The sequence below is a fragment of the Saccharospirillum alexandrii genome, from assembly GCF_004000275.1.
Classification (GTDB): Bacteria; Pseudomonadota; Gammaproteobacteria; order Pseudomonadales; family Natronospirillaceae; genus Saccharospirillum; species Saccharospirillum alexandrii.
This window is the reverse complement of sequence record NZ_RCIP01000002.1, coordinates 434,677-447,792: the sequence shown is the minus strand read 5'-3', so window position 1 is coordinate 447,792 and position 13,116 is coordinate 434,677. Positions and strand designations below refer to the sequence as shown.

Here is a 13,116-nt window from a genome sequence, read left to right as displayed (position 1 = left end):
GACGTACACCGCTTTAACGGTGCCGGCGACACTGGCGTTGATCTAGGTTTCCATTTTCATGGCTTCGGCGATCATCACTGGCTGGCCGCCTCGACGGTATTGCCTTCGCTGACGAGCACGTCCACACTGTTGCCTCGGCATCGCGGCCGTTACGTGTCCGGGTTCTGATGCCTTTTGTCGGCCACTGCCACGGCCATTGGCGACGTATTCGTTGAGGCTTTCGAACACCACTTCCTCCGGCATGCCATCCAGCGATATATAGAATTTGCGTTTTCCGCTGCCATGGTTACCCACTCCGGTCACGGCCACTCCGTACGTCTCGCCGTGAACGTCCACTTTGAATTCCGTAGGCGTTGCGCCTGAGGGTTAGCTCTCTGCTATTAGGTCTTCTTGCATCGTGTCGTTTAGCCATGCCTGTTTGTTATAGCTCACGATTTCGATACTGCTTTTAACCCGTGCGATTTCAGCCTGCCAGTCACTCAGTGTCGAATTATTTTACGCCCATCCTCCGCTTGGTCAGTAAATCCCTAAAAAACAAGGTGTTAGGGATTGGTATTAAACTTGCTAAAAGAATTTTTAGGACAGTGTTTGAGCATCGGTTGGTGTGAGCACCAACCTGAGTTGGTTTTGTTCGCTACAGCAGTCTGCGTTAGCGGCGAAGCAGAGCGACAGTTTGTTTACGTCACTCGTGGCAGTTCAGCCCGATGAAACCAAAGGTACACCTAACGCGCTAACGGTTGGGTCTGGTTTAGTCGGGTACGGAGTACGAGGACGTTTGCAGACATGCTTGGGCCACAGTCTTTCATGCTCAAGTTCAGACAGGGTGAGTGAACCGACTCTGAATTTTTCATGCTTTCCAATCACCGGTATAAGGATATTAATGTGTACATTACTGATCGATTAGCCCCGCTTTCTGTTGCCTTGCTCGTCTCCATGCTGTTGTCTGCCTGCGGTGAAAGTGACGGAACCGGACAGGGTAATGGGGGCTCCGGAAACGATAACGGCAACGGCAACGGCAACGGCAACGGCTCCGGACAGGGCGGCGGTGTAGCCAGTTTGTGTCCACACCACGTCACTGTTGATAACCGTGTAATAGGCAACAACGTTTACGAATTTCATGCGACCAGCGGTGCTTGCTTTGGCAGGACTGAAGATTCCGACGATTTGGTCAAGAAAGAAGTCACCATCGTTCCGGTAGGTAAGAATGGGGGAGTCAATATCGATCTCATTGAAATGGTGGGCAGTGGGCGGTTGACCTACCAATCCTCGGGCTTGTACCTGTTCTTTGCGGCCGATGTGAAAAACATAAGCGATGATACACTGTGTTTCGACAGTAGAAATGTGGCGTCGTTTCGTAACGCCGACGACGAGGAGGTGGGTGAACTGGGATCGATTGACCTACTGGGTGACACCTTTTCCAGCGGCGACTTGGTATCATTTCCCAGCCTAGAGAATACCTGTATCCCTGCTGGCGAAACAAGAATGCTGTTCGGGTCGGGCGGAGGACGAGTGGGCACGGATGATTTAGAGACACTCGGCCACATTGAATTGGCGCTTGATTTCGATTCGATGGAGGGTGAAAACAACCAATACTTCCCCGAGGCGCTGCTGCCGCAAGAAGCGGTGTGGACGACAGACGTGGTTGGCATGAGCAGTGACCACCCTTACTCTCAAGTGGGTACTTTCATAAATATGACGGATAAGGCCGTATATTTCTCGCCAAGACAAGTAACCTTGTTGCATTTTGATGAGGATAACTACCTGATGTACGACCATCTGGCACGCATTGAAGACTACCTGAAAGTAGACGAAGACGATCTGGTTGATGACGACTACCTGCTAACCGCAATGGGCGGTTCTCTCAGCGTTGCCGACAAGTACTACTCGGGGTTGTTTTTTGGGCGCGCGTCAAAAGCAGTATTGCATTTACGAACCTGCGACCAGGCAGACTCCATGGTGGATTGTGATTATCAATATTAGAGAGTGTTGTGAATGGCTGCCCAGATATGCTCGGCTTGGGGCCGGGCTGAGCGGCTGTTGAGTTGACCGGCTCTCGGACGTCCCGGCGTGCTTTGTTTTGAAACGCATCCCGTTGAACCCGCGAAGGGCTGGCTGGGCAAGTGCTCTCGTTGCCTTAACTAGTCTGGATTAGTGGAGGTTAATGGAAGTTCCCGGATAGCCTGATAAAGTAAAGCCGTCGCAAGCGACGGCTTTACTTTCCTATGGACTACCGAGTCTGTTACTCGAACAGCGTGAAGAATGCCTGCTCATTGGTCTGGTCGTTAAAGCGGAATTCCGTATTGTTGATGGGCACGGCATCGCGCCCTTCAGATGTGTTGGTAATTTCCGCAATGACGAACGACGTAAAGTCGACAGAGTTGTCAGTCTCGGTGTCGTTATCGGTCATCTGCATGGATGAACCGTTGTCTGAGCACCCCAATAGCGCGAGACTGAACGCCATGGCTGCGGTTGCGCTGAGTATGGGTTTCATAGCCACTCCTTAGTTAGGCGAGCCTGCCAGTGGCGTCGCGAGGTAGGGGAAGGTGGTTTGCAGTTCGCTGGCATCCAGTTGCACACCATCGGTGTAGTCCAGTTGGCCATCCGGCGCATCGGTGGCATCGGCCAGCACGCCCATAGCGACTCGCAATGAAATGTCGACGGTATCATCGACCGGGCGACGCCCGTTCGGGAAGCCAGCGTTGTCGCCTGCCAGCACACCCAAGTCGTTCTGGCTTGCGGCGGCGGTCGCTGCAATGGCCGGGTTCAACCGAAGCATTTCAGAGGCAGTACCACCAACGGGCATGTTGACGGCGGGAACGCCGGTCAGGAACGCCGTGACCAGGTCTTGCCGGGGGAAATTATTCGGTGCGGTAACACCAAACAATATCTCCACCAGTTCCGGCAAGGTCGGGTGGGTAACGTAGTCAATGAACTGGCCGTCGTTCATGGGTTCGCTGGCGTTGAACGCGTCTTTGTCTTTCAGGCCGATGACCACTTCGTTTACCAGTGGCATACCCAGGCGAGATACCTGTGCCCAGGCACCGCCCTCGACCGTAGCACCCTGATCATTGGCCATGGGCTCAGGGTTGATGACACGCGCCTGGCGCACACTGGCGGTTGTCCAGGCGCCGATAACCGGGTCGTCGTTACTGGTGGCAGCGTCGCCGGTCAGGCAAGCGGTTGGTACCTCCATCGCCAGTGAGGTGACGTTCTTGTCGGCCAGGTCGCCAGCCCCTTCACCGTCGCGGGCGCCCAGTGGGTTGGTGTTGACCAGGTCAAATATCTCGCCCAGGTTTACGGCGAACGCTTCTTTGCGCTGGCCAACAAATACCTTGCCGTCAGCAGTGCAGCCGGGAATCGCCATGCTGAAGATGTGCGCATCGGAATAAGCCTGATAGTCGGTGAACGACTTGCCACCGATGTTGTCGAGTGGTTTTCTAAACGTGGTGGTGCCGGTGGTACTGTTCATCACTGTTTCATGCATGCCTGTACGACGGTCACCACGAATGACGGTGATTTCATACTCTTGACGAACCTGCACATTGTCGGTATCCATCGCACCCGGCCCAATGGCACCAATGTTTTTCAATGGCACTGAAACCGACTTAGTAGCACCACTCTCTCCGACGTCGAGTTGCAAGTCGGTCATTACGTCAGTGAATGTGAATTGGAAAGTGATGTCTTCCCGAGCATTGCCATCGTTGTCGATGTGAATCTCGTAGATGGCATCGGAGTCGAGGTCGAAGTAGTTTGGGCCGCCGTAGGCGTCCTGTAAGGGCAAGTAGTTAGCGATCATCGTGACGTGGTCTTCACGACCGGTTTCATAACTTCTAAACATATAAAAGTCGGTAGCATCGACTTTGGGTATTTCAGTAATGTAAGGGGCTTCGCGGTGGCTTGCACCGTGACTCACGGAAGCGGTGAGGCAAATGCCTGCAATGGCTGTCGCCAGGGTGCTGTGTTTGAGATGTTTGTTCATTGTTCTCTCACTTGTTCGTGGTGGGTTGCATGGATTGAACGAGTGGGGCACGAGTTAGGATGCAATAGATAGACGATTTATTTTCTTTTTTTAGGATCTGCATCCAGACGTGTTAAGTGAACGTATCGTGGTGTTGGCTTGCTGAAATTTATTTCAGCGCAGTAGCATCAAGTATGTGGGTACGTTAAAAACGGTGCATGGCGGAGTGTCCAGTCTGTGAGCCGATCAAACCCGTCTATTTGGGATCCCCCCTAAGACTCCTTTGGTAAGATTGCACTGTTCCGGATTCAGGTGTCCTGTTTGTAAAGAAAGAAGCCTTGTAAACAGCATGTGCCTGAAAGACCCAGCAGCGACTTTTTGCAGAGACTCGGTTATGGTTGGCGGGTTGCTCCGGTTATGCGTCCAAGGACTTTTCCCAATGAGTAAGATCGCCCTGTTCGTCGATGTCCAGAACGTCTACTACACGACACGGGAAGCCTACGGTCGCCGGTTCGATTACAACCGCTTCTGGCGACAGGCCACGACCAATCATGAAGTAGTGGCGGCCTTTGCCTATGCAATCGATCGTGGAGATGCGAAACAACTGCAGTTTCAGGACATTTTGAGTGCAATTGGCTTTAAGGTGCGCCTGAAACCCTATATTCAGCGCCAGGATGGCTCGTCGAAAGGCGATTGGGATGTGGGGATCACCATTGATGTGATGACGGTAGCGCCCACTGTAGACCGAGTGGTGCTGGTCTCAGGCGATGGCGACTTTGACTTGCTGGCGGAGAAAGTTCGGCAAGACTGTGGTGTGCAGGTCGATGTCTATGGTGTTCCCGGTCTGACGGCGCGGTCATTGGTACAAGCCGCCAGTCGTTTCGTGCCCATTGACGGTGAGCTTTTGCTGCCAGTGTCTGGCCGGAGGCTTTAATTGGAACTCTCAGGCCCGACGCCCGTGTCCCCTCTTGATTTGACGGTCACCTAATCCGTCTGCTGTGCTCGTTTTCTCGCTTTGTAATACGAGCTCACATCACTGAACCCCAGTAGCTCGTAAAGTTCAGTCGCTTTCAGGCCGCTGTGTTGAGTCATTAGCTCGGCCCGAATCGCATCCCTGATGCTGCTAAAGCTTGTGCCCTCCTGGTTGAGCTTTCTATATAAGGTTGCACGACTCAGGTGCAGGGCTGAAGCGACGTGGTCGCTGTTGCTGTAGTGCGCCATGTCCTCCCAGAGCAAGGTGGTGACTCTGTTGGTGAAGGTTGGCGTAAGCAGGGTGTCGGCTTTTTCGTTGAGCTTCGTTTGCAAGCTCATTCTCAATAGGGTTGTCAGATAGGATTTCCCCTGCGTCAGCGATGTGTCCAGCAAAGCAGACGGGGGCTGGAGTGGCCAGTCCATTACCTCAGCGGGAAGAATGAGCGCGTTGCAGGATGCAGAGAATGCTACCTCACACCCGAAGTAGGCTTCCAGAAGCGCCTGGTATCCGGGTGCTTTTCTTTGAAATTGCACGCTGTGTAACGGGAGCTTTTTGCCATGTAAGTAGCACCCCATCGCGTACATGGCGGTAATGCTTCGTTCAACTGCGTTGCTTGGGTATGGCTTGTGCCGGGGGTAGCTGAAGGCCAGGGTTATCTGACGGCTATCCTTTGAATAGTGCCACTGCTCCGATTCATTCACGTACTGGATGTTTTGCAGGTAAGTCGTGACTGCCTGGCCCAGCGTATCGCTGAAGCGAATTAACCCTGCCAGCACGCCGTAGGCATCCCGGACGATGGTTTTTCCGATCAGGAAGCCTGTGGGGCGCTCTGGGTGATTCTTCTGCGCTTCCTGCCAGAGCGTAATGATCCAGGATTCGGGGAAGAAGGCATCGTAGGTATGTGCGATATCACCCTGAGCGTCAAGCGTATTCACACTCTCTAGCAAGGAGGGGTCGATGGCTCGAATGGATGCGTTGTCGATCAGCCCGTGTGCTCTCAGCCGGCGCGCCAGTTCAATGGTGCCAATGGCCGATACTTGCTGGATTTTACTCATTCTTCAGTCGCCCGAATAACATTCACGCAGCTCCGTCGTGCGGTATTAGGGTTTGCGCCAGTCTGTTCGCTGGCTGTTGTTGGCGGCCCTCGTTGAAAAATGTAACGGATTTCCCGAAAACTGCAACGCCATTCCACGAGAAACGAATCGCAGCTCTTTAAGATCAAAGGCCTACACGCACATAACCGCTGTTCCATGTAAGAGAAAAATAAAAGGATACAACCGATGAAAACCAGAGTGTGCCCGTTCCTGTTCCGCAGTATCGCCGTCTTGTCATTGGCCGCCACCGCGATGGCGCAGCAACAACTGGGGGTGGGCTACGCCTATCAGGGCGTCGAAGATCATGACGACCCGGGGGGGAGTCTGGTGCTGAACTACGCCGTGTATCTAACGCCTTCGTTTGCACTTCAGGGTGAAGTCACCCATTCCGTTGTGTATGCGGAGCAAGAGCTGTTCAACAGTTCAGGTAACTCGGTCGGGTTTCAGGATTTCTATGCGTTGAGCGCCGGGGCTTATGCTGTCTATCGTCTACCCTTGGGTGAGCGGTTTTTTGTGCTTGGCCGAGGTGGCGCCTTGGTGCTATCCAGTGAAGCAGAGACCTGCGTAGTGGGTGATTGCGAGGTCGAAGAAAACGACCCTGAAGTCAGCTTGAGTTTCGGAGCGGGCGCCGGCTTTCAGTTCAGCCCCGCTTTTGATGTGCAGCTGCATGCCACGCAACTGTCAGCCGAGGTGCTTCATGTCGGCGTGTCGTTGGGATGGTCATTCTAAATTAAAATACAGAGCCGTGGACAGACGACGATAAAATGGACTCAGGGTGCCGGCCGGCAATCCTGAATGGCCATATTGAAGGCTGTCTGCAGGCTGGTATTGTGTTTGTTCACATATACTCCACCCGGCAATTGTGCATAGTCATGTGGTACAAGCCCGGCGAGTTCTTCGGTCATGGCGGCCGCGGTCGGCTCGGGTATGACCACACCATGTGCTCGCCCTCGCCTGACCATGCCGATAGCCAGTTCATGGTGGTCAACTGGAATAACCTCGTGACCCAGGGCCTCAATAAGAGCGATGGACGCACTGGACCAGTTAACAGCAATCTGGATGCGATGCTCGCTACCCGTTATGGCAACACCTGGTAGGGTAAACAGCACGTATCTAACGGTGTACAGGGGGGCGGCAAAGTAAGCGTAGTCGTCCCGTTCGCCCGATTGGGCCAGGGGCAAGACCATATCGATCTCGTTATTCTCAAGCATACGCAGGGCTCTGACCTGCGGCAGAATAGACACGGTGAAAGGCTGGTCTACGGTGTCGATCGCGCACTGGTAAAGCGGCGCCAGGTGGCCCGTGAACTGGCCGTCGTGATAGGAGAGGGCGCCCGCGTTCGCGTCCGTTACTGCAATGGAATAGGCTTGTACCGTAGCTGTTGCGGAAAGGGCTAGCACGCCAATCAGCTCGAATCCGTTCATCTGACTACCACTTTTTTCGAAGCTTTTCGAACCATAGCAGATGTCCCGCATTTCGCCCACTCTGTGCGCCTTTACCCGGTACGTTGAAGAGCTACCTGCACACTGCATTTCCGAATACCGTACGATGCGTTATCTATACCTTCTGGGTTATGCCTGTAAGAACATGGCGTAAAACTGCACGTGTTGGCTTTCCTATGAGTACTCGTCTGTGAAGCCCAAGTAATCATCCATGTTTATAGCCTGTTTGGTGCTATGGATATCCGGCCAGGTTCTCTAGTCTCTCGGTACAAAGTAAAAACAATAAATCGAATACAGCGTTGCCCGTTGTCTAACCCGGAATGTCACCCTTCATAAGTTGGCGGCGGCTGCCATAATGGCTGTATGCCTTCTGATGGCTACTGCATCACATCGGCGTTCATACTGGGAATATTTTCCTTGCTGTTCAGCTTCACGCCCCAGGTGCGTTGGGCGGCCATGGCCGGAAATTCGAAACCAAGGTCGTTCAGTACAGTACCGGCGAAGCTGTCTTCGAGATAGACCCGTAGATGGTCATTGCGGACATTGGTGATCGCCACTTGCAGTGGCCATTGATCGCCCACCTTGGCTTGCAGTTCGGTCTGCAGTCTAGCTACTCGCTGGTCCCAGTCTGCCAACAGTTGGTCTGCCTCGTCTTGTTTGTTCAGGGTTTCCCCCATCAGTTGCACCGTGCCTTTGAAATCAAAAACGTTATCTTCGGTTACGGTGAGTGCGATCTGAGAGAGCAGGGTGTAGATATCTTCATGCCGCGCTTTGTTGGCGATGATGAGATCCGGTTTAAGTCTGGCAATCTCCTCCAGGTTGGGCTGGGTTTCCAGGCCCACATGGGGAACATTCGCCAGGTCGTCTCGCAAATAGTGATACATGGGTTTTTCAACCCAGGAATCGACCACTGCGATCGGGGTGACGCCCAATGCGACGGCGGTGTCGTTGGCGCCCTGGTACAGGGTCACGATGCGCGTGGGCGTGCCCTGAATCTCGGTTACCCCCAGGGCATGGTCCACTTGGCGGGTAGTCTCATTTGATGCCCAGGCGGCGAATCGCACCATCAATTTCATTTACGGCTATTGTCTGCCTAATTCCGGTTATCGCAGAGGCGAGGGCAGCGACTACGAATGGATGGAGCAGGTCGAGCAATTCGGGCCATCGACCGGTTCGAAATATGTGATTCCACTGAGCGATGACCACTAGAACAACAATTGGCGGGCCAACAACGGTTGCAGTCGGCGCCCGGGTACGACGATATGCCCGTTTAAACCGTGAACCTCGCCGCTTTGCCGTCCAGCTCCAGCAGGTGTCCTGAAACCTGTTCCACCTGGCTGCGTACCCGTTGCAGGGCGTCGCTGTCTCTGTGGATGCTGGTGGCCACGCCTTCCATGTCGCGACTGATCTGACGCGCCGCCTTGTCGACTTCCTCCACTGAGTGCAGCATCTGGTCGGCGGCTACGGTGCCCTGGCGCGCGTCCTCTTCAATTTTCTGAATAGCCTGCTCGGCTTCCTCACTGTGGGTTTCCACGGCGGAGAGATGGGTACGGCCGGTTTCGGTAACGCTGATGGCTTCGCGGGTGAACCCCTGAATGTCGTCGACAATACCATTGATGCGCGATGTGGCTTCCACCGTGCGCTCGGCGAGCTGGCGTACTTCATCGGCGACCACCGAAAAACCGCGCCCGGCATCCCCTGCACGGGCCGCTTCGATGGCGGCGTTCAATGCCAGCAGGTTGGTTTGTCCGGCCAGGTTGTTGATCATGTCCAGTACCGAGTCAATGTCGGCAGAGAGGGCATTCAACTGGTTCAGCTTTTGTTCAATATTGGCCACTACCTGCGAGGTTTCCCGCAGGCCGGAGACCGCCTGGTTTAGAGTGGCAGTGCCCTGGCTCGCCGACGCCAGTGTTTGCGCAACTTGTCGGGACAGGGTTTTGGTGGCGTCAGCGATGCCAGACAGCGTTGCGGAGATCTCCTCAGTACTGGCCGCGACCGATTGACCCTGGTCGTTAATTTGCTGGTTGCTCTGGTCGAGCTGCTGGGTCTCGTGGGTCAGTTGTTCCATCATGGTCGCTGAGTGTTGGGCCGAATCGGCGACCTGCCGGACCAGGGAGCCCAACCCTTCAGTCATGACGTTGACCGCCCGGCTCAGGGCATCGAATTCATCGTTGCGACTTTCATTCACTTTAAGGCGGGCGCTCAGGTCGCCATCGCGAACCCGGTTCAGATCGGTGGTGATGCCAGTCAATGTCTGTTTAACGCTCCGGGTGATCCAGCCGACTACGACCAGCATGGTCAGTGCCATCAGCAGGCTGACTGAGAGCAGTAAAGTTCGTGCGGTCTGGGAGCTTTCGCTGGCGTTGGCCCGTGCCCCGGAAATCAGGTTGTCGAGGCTTGCTCTCACCGATTGCTGAGCGGTGCGCATGGCCGCTAGCGCTTCCGCCATGGCCTCCCGGTTTTGTGTCAGCTGGCGAGCCTGCTCGTAGTGGCCCTCCAGACTGGCAAGGTAGTTCTGGTTTACTTCGACGAACGGTTCTTCCATGTTGTTCGACGCCAATTGCTCGATGTACCGGTCGTAGGCAGCCCTGAGGGCCTCAAACCGCTCTGTTGTCGGGCTGTTCACATAGGCAACTTCCAGATTACTGATTTCGGCCATGTTCTCCTGTACGAAGGTCATGAAACCGGCTCTCTCGTTCAGGGCGTCACGGGCGGCGCTGAGGGTGGCATTCCAGCCTGAGTCAGCGTCCAGCCCAACCACAGCCGCCTGTTCAATGCTGGCCAACACCGCGTTCAGGTAGCGCTCGAATTGTTCGAAGAACGTTTGCAGGCCGATGTTGAGATCCACGCTCTGGACGCGCAGACTGGCCAGGCGTTCGAGTTCGGCAGTCACATCGGTAACCACGGCATCGCGATTGGCAGGCGACAAGCGGGAGACCCGATCACCAATCTGCATGGCCTGAAGCGTCAGCTGATCGAGCTGGCTGGATTGCCGGTTAAGTTCCTGTAACCGGTCGTTGGTGCTTTGCTGTAAATCTATGCCGCGGTATGCGACGACATAGAGCCCGGCCAGCCCGATCAGCGCGGTTAGCAGAAGAATGGACAGTTTCATGCGGAAGGTCAGATTGTTTATCATAATTATCCCGTTATTGAAGGCCGAGCTGTTAGAAATATCAGTGATCTGTTATTTAGCGGCTGAATCAGAATACAGTGAAGTCCATGAATCTGAACGCTGCGTTCCTTGGAGGAATGGGGGTAATGGTCATTCATTGTAGTTGGCGATGACTGCTATGGCAGTTGGTAGCAGTCGTTAATGCTGTGTGAGAGAGATGTTTTTTCTTATTCAAGTAAGTTATCGAAAGGGCAGGGTAACGCCTGCCCGTATGGCGCCCGGATTACAACTTGAGCGTCAGCTTCACCCCTATTGTTAATGTGTCGTATTCCAGGCCATCGAGCTCGGTTTCTTCAGTGCTGGTCGCCATCAACACAACGCCACCTTCAAGGTGATCGTTTATTTCTGCGCCAAGACCCACCATCGAAGCGCCACCAATACCCTCAAGGTTGGCCTCATCCACCGTGAAATCACCCAGCCCAAGGCCACCTTCTATGTACAGGCCACCCGACGTATCGAAGTAATAGGTGCCGCCAATGCCTGAAAGGCCTGCAACTGCGCCAGTGCCTTCTTCATCATCAAAGAAAGATGCTTCTCGCTGGTAGTAGAGCGCGAAATTAGGATTGATGTGGCCACCAATTTTAAAGGAGGTCAGGATGCCTCTGTAGCCACTTTCAGAGGCTGAGTCACCCGCATAGGAAGCCTCGAACGTATTGGTATTAAGGCCAATGCCACCGGCCAGGAAGAACCCTTCACGGTCATCGGCGTTTGCGAAAGATGAACCCAAAGTAACTACAATTGCTGAAAAGCCTACTACTACTTTATTCATTCGATTTACCGCTATTTCACTTTTTTGAATTTCACTAGCACGCTAGATCCTACTGCAGTCTATATAAATCAGACGGTTATATCTCATTAGGGGTGTCGTTCGTGTCCGCTTTTGGCGACATTCCGAGAAATAGCCGTGAATAGATGGAAAATCGTACAGTGCAACCAGGCTGCAAATTTGAGCATCCACTGCCGTAAACTGATATTGGCTATTGTTGGCTCAATTTCACCTTTTAGTCGGATTTTTTAACTTGGCGTGCTATTTGGGTGCGATTAACTCGGCCAGTTTAGCCCGATTCGCCCTGTTTCCAGGCGTAGCATGATGGTTATACCCTGGTTCAATTTCGGCCAGTTTTTTCGTTATTCAAAACCGGCAGAGTGGCGGGAAATGATGATCGCACAGCGGGAGACACAGACGATGAATAAAAAGCTGAGTTTTACCACACGCACCATCCATTCCGGTTACGTGGCTTCTGAGAACGAAGGGTCTTTGAATCCACCGGTATATATGACATCGACTTACTGTTTCGACAATGTCGAGCAAGGCGCAGCCCGGTTTGCCGGGGAAGCCCAGGGCCATGTTTACAGCCGTATTTCGAACCCGACTCAGGCAGTGCTGGAAACCCGGCTGGCAGACCTTGAAGATGCCGAAGCCTGCCTGGCAACAGCCTCTGGCATGGGCGCGATCACTGCCGCCATCTGGACGCTGGTACGCCCCGGCGATACCGTTATCGCCGATAAAACGCTTTACGGCTGTACCTTCTCTTATTTCCAGCATGGCCTGACCCGGTTTGGCGTTAACGTCACGTTCGTCGATTGCACCGATGCCGATGCCATAGCCCGCGCGCTGTCTGCCGAGACCCGGGTGGTCTACTTCGAAACTCCGGTCAACCCAACCATGAGAGTCATCGACATCGCCGCAATTAGCCAGCGGGTGCATGACTATAACCCCGCCATCACGGTGATGGTTGATAACACCTATTGCACCCCCGCTCTGCAACGGCCGTTGAACCTGGGAGCCGATCTGGTGGTACATTCGGCCACCAAATATCTGGGCGGGCATGGTGATTTGATCGCCGGAGCGGTGGTGGGAAAGCAGAGCCTAATCGACGAAATCCGATTGTTTGGTCTGAAAGACATGACCGGCGCTGTGATCGCGCCGTTGACGGCCTTTTTGATACTGCGCGGTCTGAAAAGCCTGTCACTGAGAATGGAGCGCCACTGCAGCAACGCCCAATCACTGGCTCACAGGTTGCAGCAACACAAGGCTGTGGCGACTGTTTATTACCCAGGCCTGGAAGGTAGCCCTCACTACACCCTGGCGCGCCGCCAGATGGATGCACCCGGGGGGATGATCGCGATGGAATTGCAAGGTGGCTTCGAAGCCGGTGTTACCTTTATGAACCGTTTGAAACTGATCAAACGCGCTGTGAGTCTGGGTGATGCCGAAACCCTCTGCCAGCACCCGGCCAGCATGACGCACTCGACCTACACGCCGGAAGAACGAGCAGAGCATGATATCAGTGAAGGGCTTGTGCGGTTGTCGGTTGGCCTGGAAGATGTGGATGATATTTACGCTGATCTGGAGCAGGCCCTGGCAGGAGTTTGAGCATGACCTGTGTCAGCCATCGTTTCGGCTGGTTTTTGGGTGGCGCGGGTCAGGTCGGAAGCGGTAGCCAGCCCGATCGACCCTTTTATTTGTCAAATGC

At 54.2% G+C, this 13,116-nt stretch carries 12 protein-coding genes; 4 read left to right on the top strand and 8 right to left on the bottom strand.

Going from position 1 to position 13,116, the window contains the following annotated elements; translation table 11 throughout:
• Positions 1-42: 42 nt before the first annotated feature.
• Positions 43-336 (bottom strand): hypothetical protein, encoded by a 294-nt coding sequence (locus EP166_RS09810; protein WP_181952714.1) that lies wholly within the window; start codon positions 334-336, stop codon positions 43-45.
• A gap of 546 nt (positions 337-882) precedes the next feature.
• Between EP166_RS09810 and EP166_RS21145 the strand changes: the two genes are divergently transcribed.
• Positions 883-1,980, top strand: coding sequence for a hypothetical protein (locus EP166_RS21145; RefSeq protein WP_164743860.1), 1,098 nt, complete (start codon positions 883-885; stop codon positions 1,978-1,980).
• A gap of 259 nt (positions 1,981-2,239) precedes the next feature.
• Here EP166_RS21145 and EP166_RS09800 read toward each other — a convergent pair whose 3' ends face one another.
• Together EP166_RS09800 and EP166_RS09795 are read right to left on the bottom strand one after the other, a co-directional pair.
• Positions 2,240-2,491 carry a hypothetical protein gene (locus tag EP166_RS09800; protein WP_127556635.1) on the bottom strand — a complete coding sequence of 84 codons (252 nt, stop codon included), beginning with the start codon at positions 2,489-2,491 and terminating at the stop codon, positions 2,240-2,242.
• Between the two features lie 9 nt (positions 2,492-2,500).
• The gene (locus tag EP166_RS09795) at positions 2,501-3,979 is read right to left on the bottom strand and encodes a DUF4331 domain-containing protein (RefSeq protein ID WP_127556634.1); all 1,479 of its coding nucleotides are present in this window, start codon (positions 3,977-3,979) and stop codon (positions 2,501-2,503) included.
• Between the two features lie 418 nt (positions 3,980-4,397).
• Here EP166_RS09795 and EP166_RS09790 point away from each other — a divergent pair, with 418 nt between their 5' ends.
• Positions 4,398-4,892 (top strand): LabA-like NYN domain-containing protein, encoded by a 495-nt coding sequence (locus EP166_RS09790; RefSeq protein ID WP_127556633.1) that lies wholly within the window; start codon positions 4,398-4,400, stop codon positions 4,890-4,892.
• A 50-nt stretch (positions 4,893-4,942) separates the two neighbouring features.
• Here EP166_RS09790 and EP166_RS09785 read toward each other — a convergent pair whose 3' ends face one another.
• The gene (locus EP166_RS09785; protein WP_127556632.1) at positions 4,943-5,986 is read right to left on the bottom strand and encodes an AraC family transcriptional regulator; all 1,044 of its coding nucleotides are present in this window, start codon (positions 5,984-5,986) and stop codon (positions 4,943-4,945) included.
• Between the two features lie 225 nt (positions 5,987-6,211).
• Here EP166_RS09785 and EP166_RS09780 point away from each other — a divergent pair, with 225 nt between their 5' ends.
• A complete protein-coding gene (locus EP166_RS09780; protein WP_127556631.1) occupies positions 6,212-6,754 on the top strand; it encodes an outer membrane beta-barrel protein in 543 nt (180 codons plus the stop codon).
• A 41-nt stretch (positions 6,755-6,795) separates the two neighbouring features.
• Here EP166_RS09780 and EP166_RS09775 read toward each other — a convergent pair whose 3' ends face one another.
• The 4 genes from EP166_RS09775 to EP166_RS09760 form a co-directional block, all read right to left on the bottom strand.
• Positions 6,796-7,449, bottom strand: a complete 654-nt coding sequence (locus tag EP166_RS09775) for a substrate-binding periplasmic protein (protein ID WP_164743891.1) — start codon at positions 7,447-7,449, stop codon at positions 6,796-6,798.
• Between the two features lie 395 nt (positions 7,450-7,844).
• Positions 7,845-8,543 carry an ABC transporter substrate-binding protein gene (locus EP166_RS09770; RefSeq protein ID WP_127556629.1) on the bottom strand — a complete coding sequence of 233 codons (699 nt, stop codon included), beginning with the start codon at positions 8,541-8,543 and terminating at the stop codon, positions 7,845-7,847.
• Positions 8,544-8,737: 194 nt separating this feature from the next.
• Positions 8,738-10,603, bottom strand: a complete 1,866-nt coding sequence (locus tag EP166_RS09765; RefSeq protein WP_127556628.1) for a methyl-accepting chemotaxis protein — start codon at positions 10,601-10,603, stop codon at positions 8,738-8,740.
• A gap of 259 nt (positions 10,604-10,862) precedes the next feature.
• Positions 10,863-11,408, bottom strand: a complete 546-nt coding sequence (locus tag EP166_RS09760; protein WP_127556627.1) for a hypothetical protein — start codon at positions 11,406-11,408, stop codon at positions 10,863-10,865.
• 417 nt (positions 11,409-11,825) lie between these two features.
• On the opposite strand from EP166_RS09760, the gene megL reads away from it, so the two are divergent.
• Positions 11,826-13,016 carry a methionine gamma-lyase gene (megL, locus tag EP166_RS09755; protein WP_127556626.1) on the top strand — a complete coding sequence of 397 codons (1,191 nt, stop codon included), beginning with the start codon at positions 11,826-11,828 and terminating at the stop codon, positions 13,014-13,016.
• Positions 13,017-13,116 lie beyond the last annotated feature (100 nt).

Coding starts and splice junctions, on each gene's coding strand:
- megL (WP_127556626.1), top strand. CDS start 11,826: ATGAATAAAAAGCTGAGTTTTACCACACGCACCATCCATTCCGGTTAC.
- EP166_RS09795 (WP_127556634.1), bottom strand. CDS start 3,979: ATGAACAAACATCTCAAACACAGCACCCTGGCGACAGCCATTGCAGGC.
- EP166_RS09770 (WP_127556629.1), bottom strand. CDS start 8,543: ATGAAATTGATGGTGCGATTCGCCGCCTGGGCATCAAATGAGACTACC.
- EP166_RS09775 (WP_164743891.1), bottom strand. CDS start 7,449: ATGAACGGATTCGAGCTGATTGGCGTGCTAGCCCTTTCCGCAACAGCT.
- EP166_RS09785 (WP_127556632.1), bottom strand. CDS start 5,986: ATGAGTAAAATCCAGCAAGTATCGGCCATTGGCACCATTGAACTGGCG.
- EP166_RS09780 (WP_127556631.1), top strand. CDS start 6,212: ATGAAAACCAGAGTGTGCCCGTTCCTGTTCCGCAGTATCGCCGTCTTG.
- EP166_RS09760 (WP_127556627.1), bottom strand. CDS start 11,408: ATGAATAAAGTAGTAGTAGGCTTTTCAGCAATTGTAGTTACTTTGGGT.
- EP166_RS09800 (WP_127556635.1), bottom strand. CDS start 2,491: ATGAAACCCATACTCAGCGCAACCGCAGCCATGGCGTTCAGTCTCGCG.
- EP166_RS09765 (WP_127556628.1), bottom strand. CDS start 10,603: ATGATAAACAATCTGACCTTCCGCATGAAACTGTCCATTCTTCTGCTA.
- EP166_RS09790 (WP_127556633.1), top strand. CDS start 4,398: ATGAGTAAGATCGCCCTGTTCGTCGATGTCCAGAACGTCTACTACACG.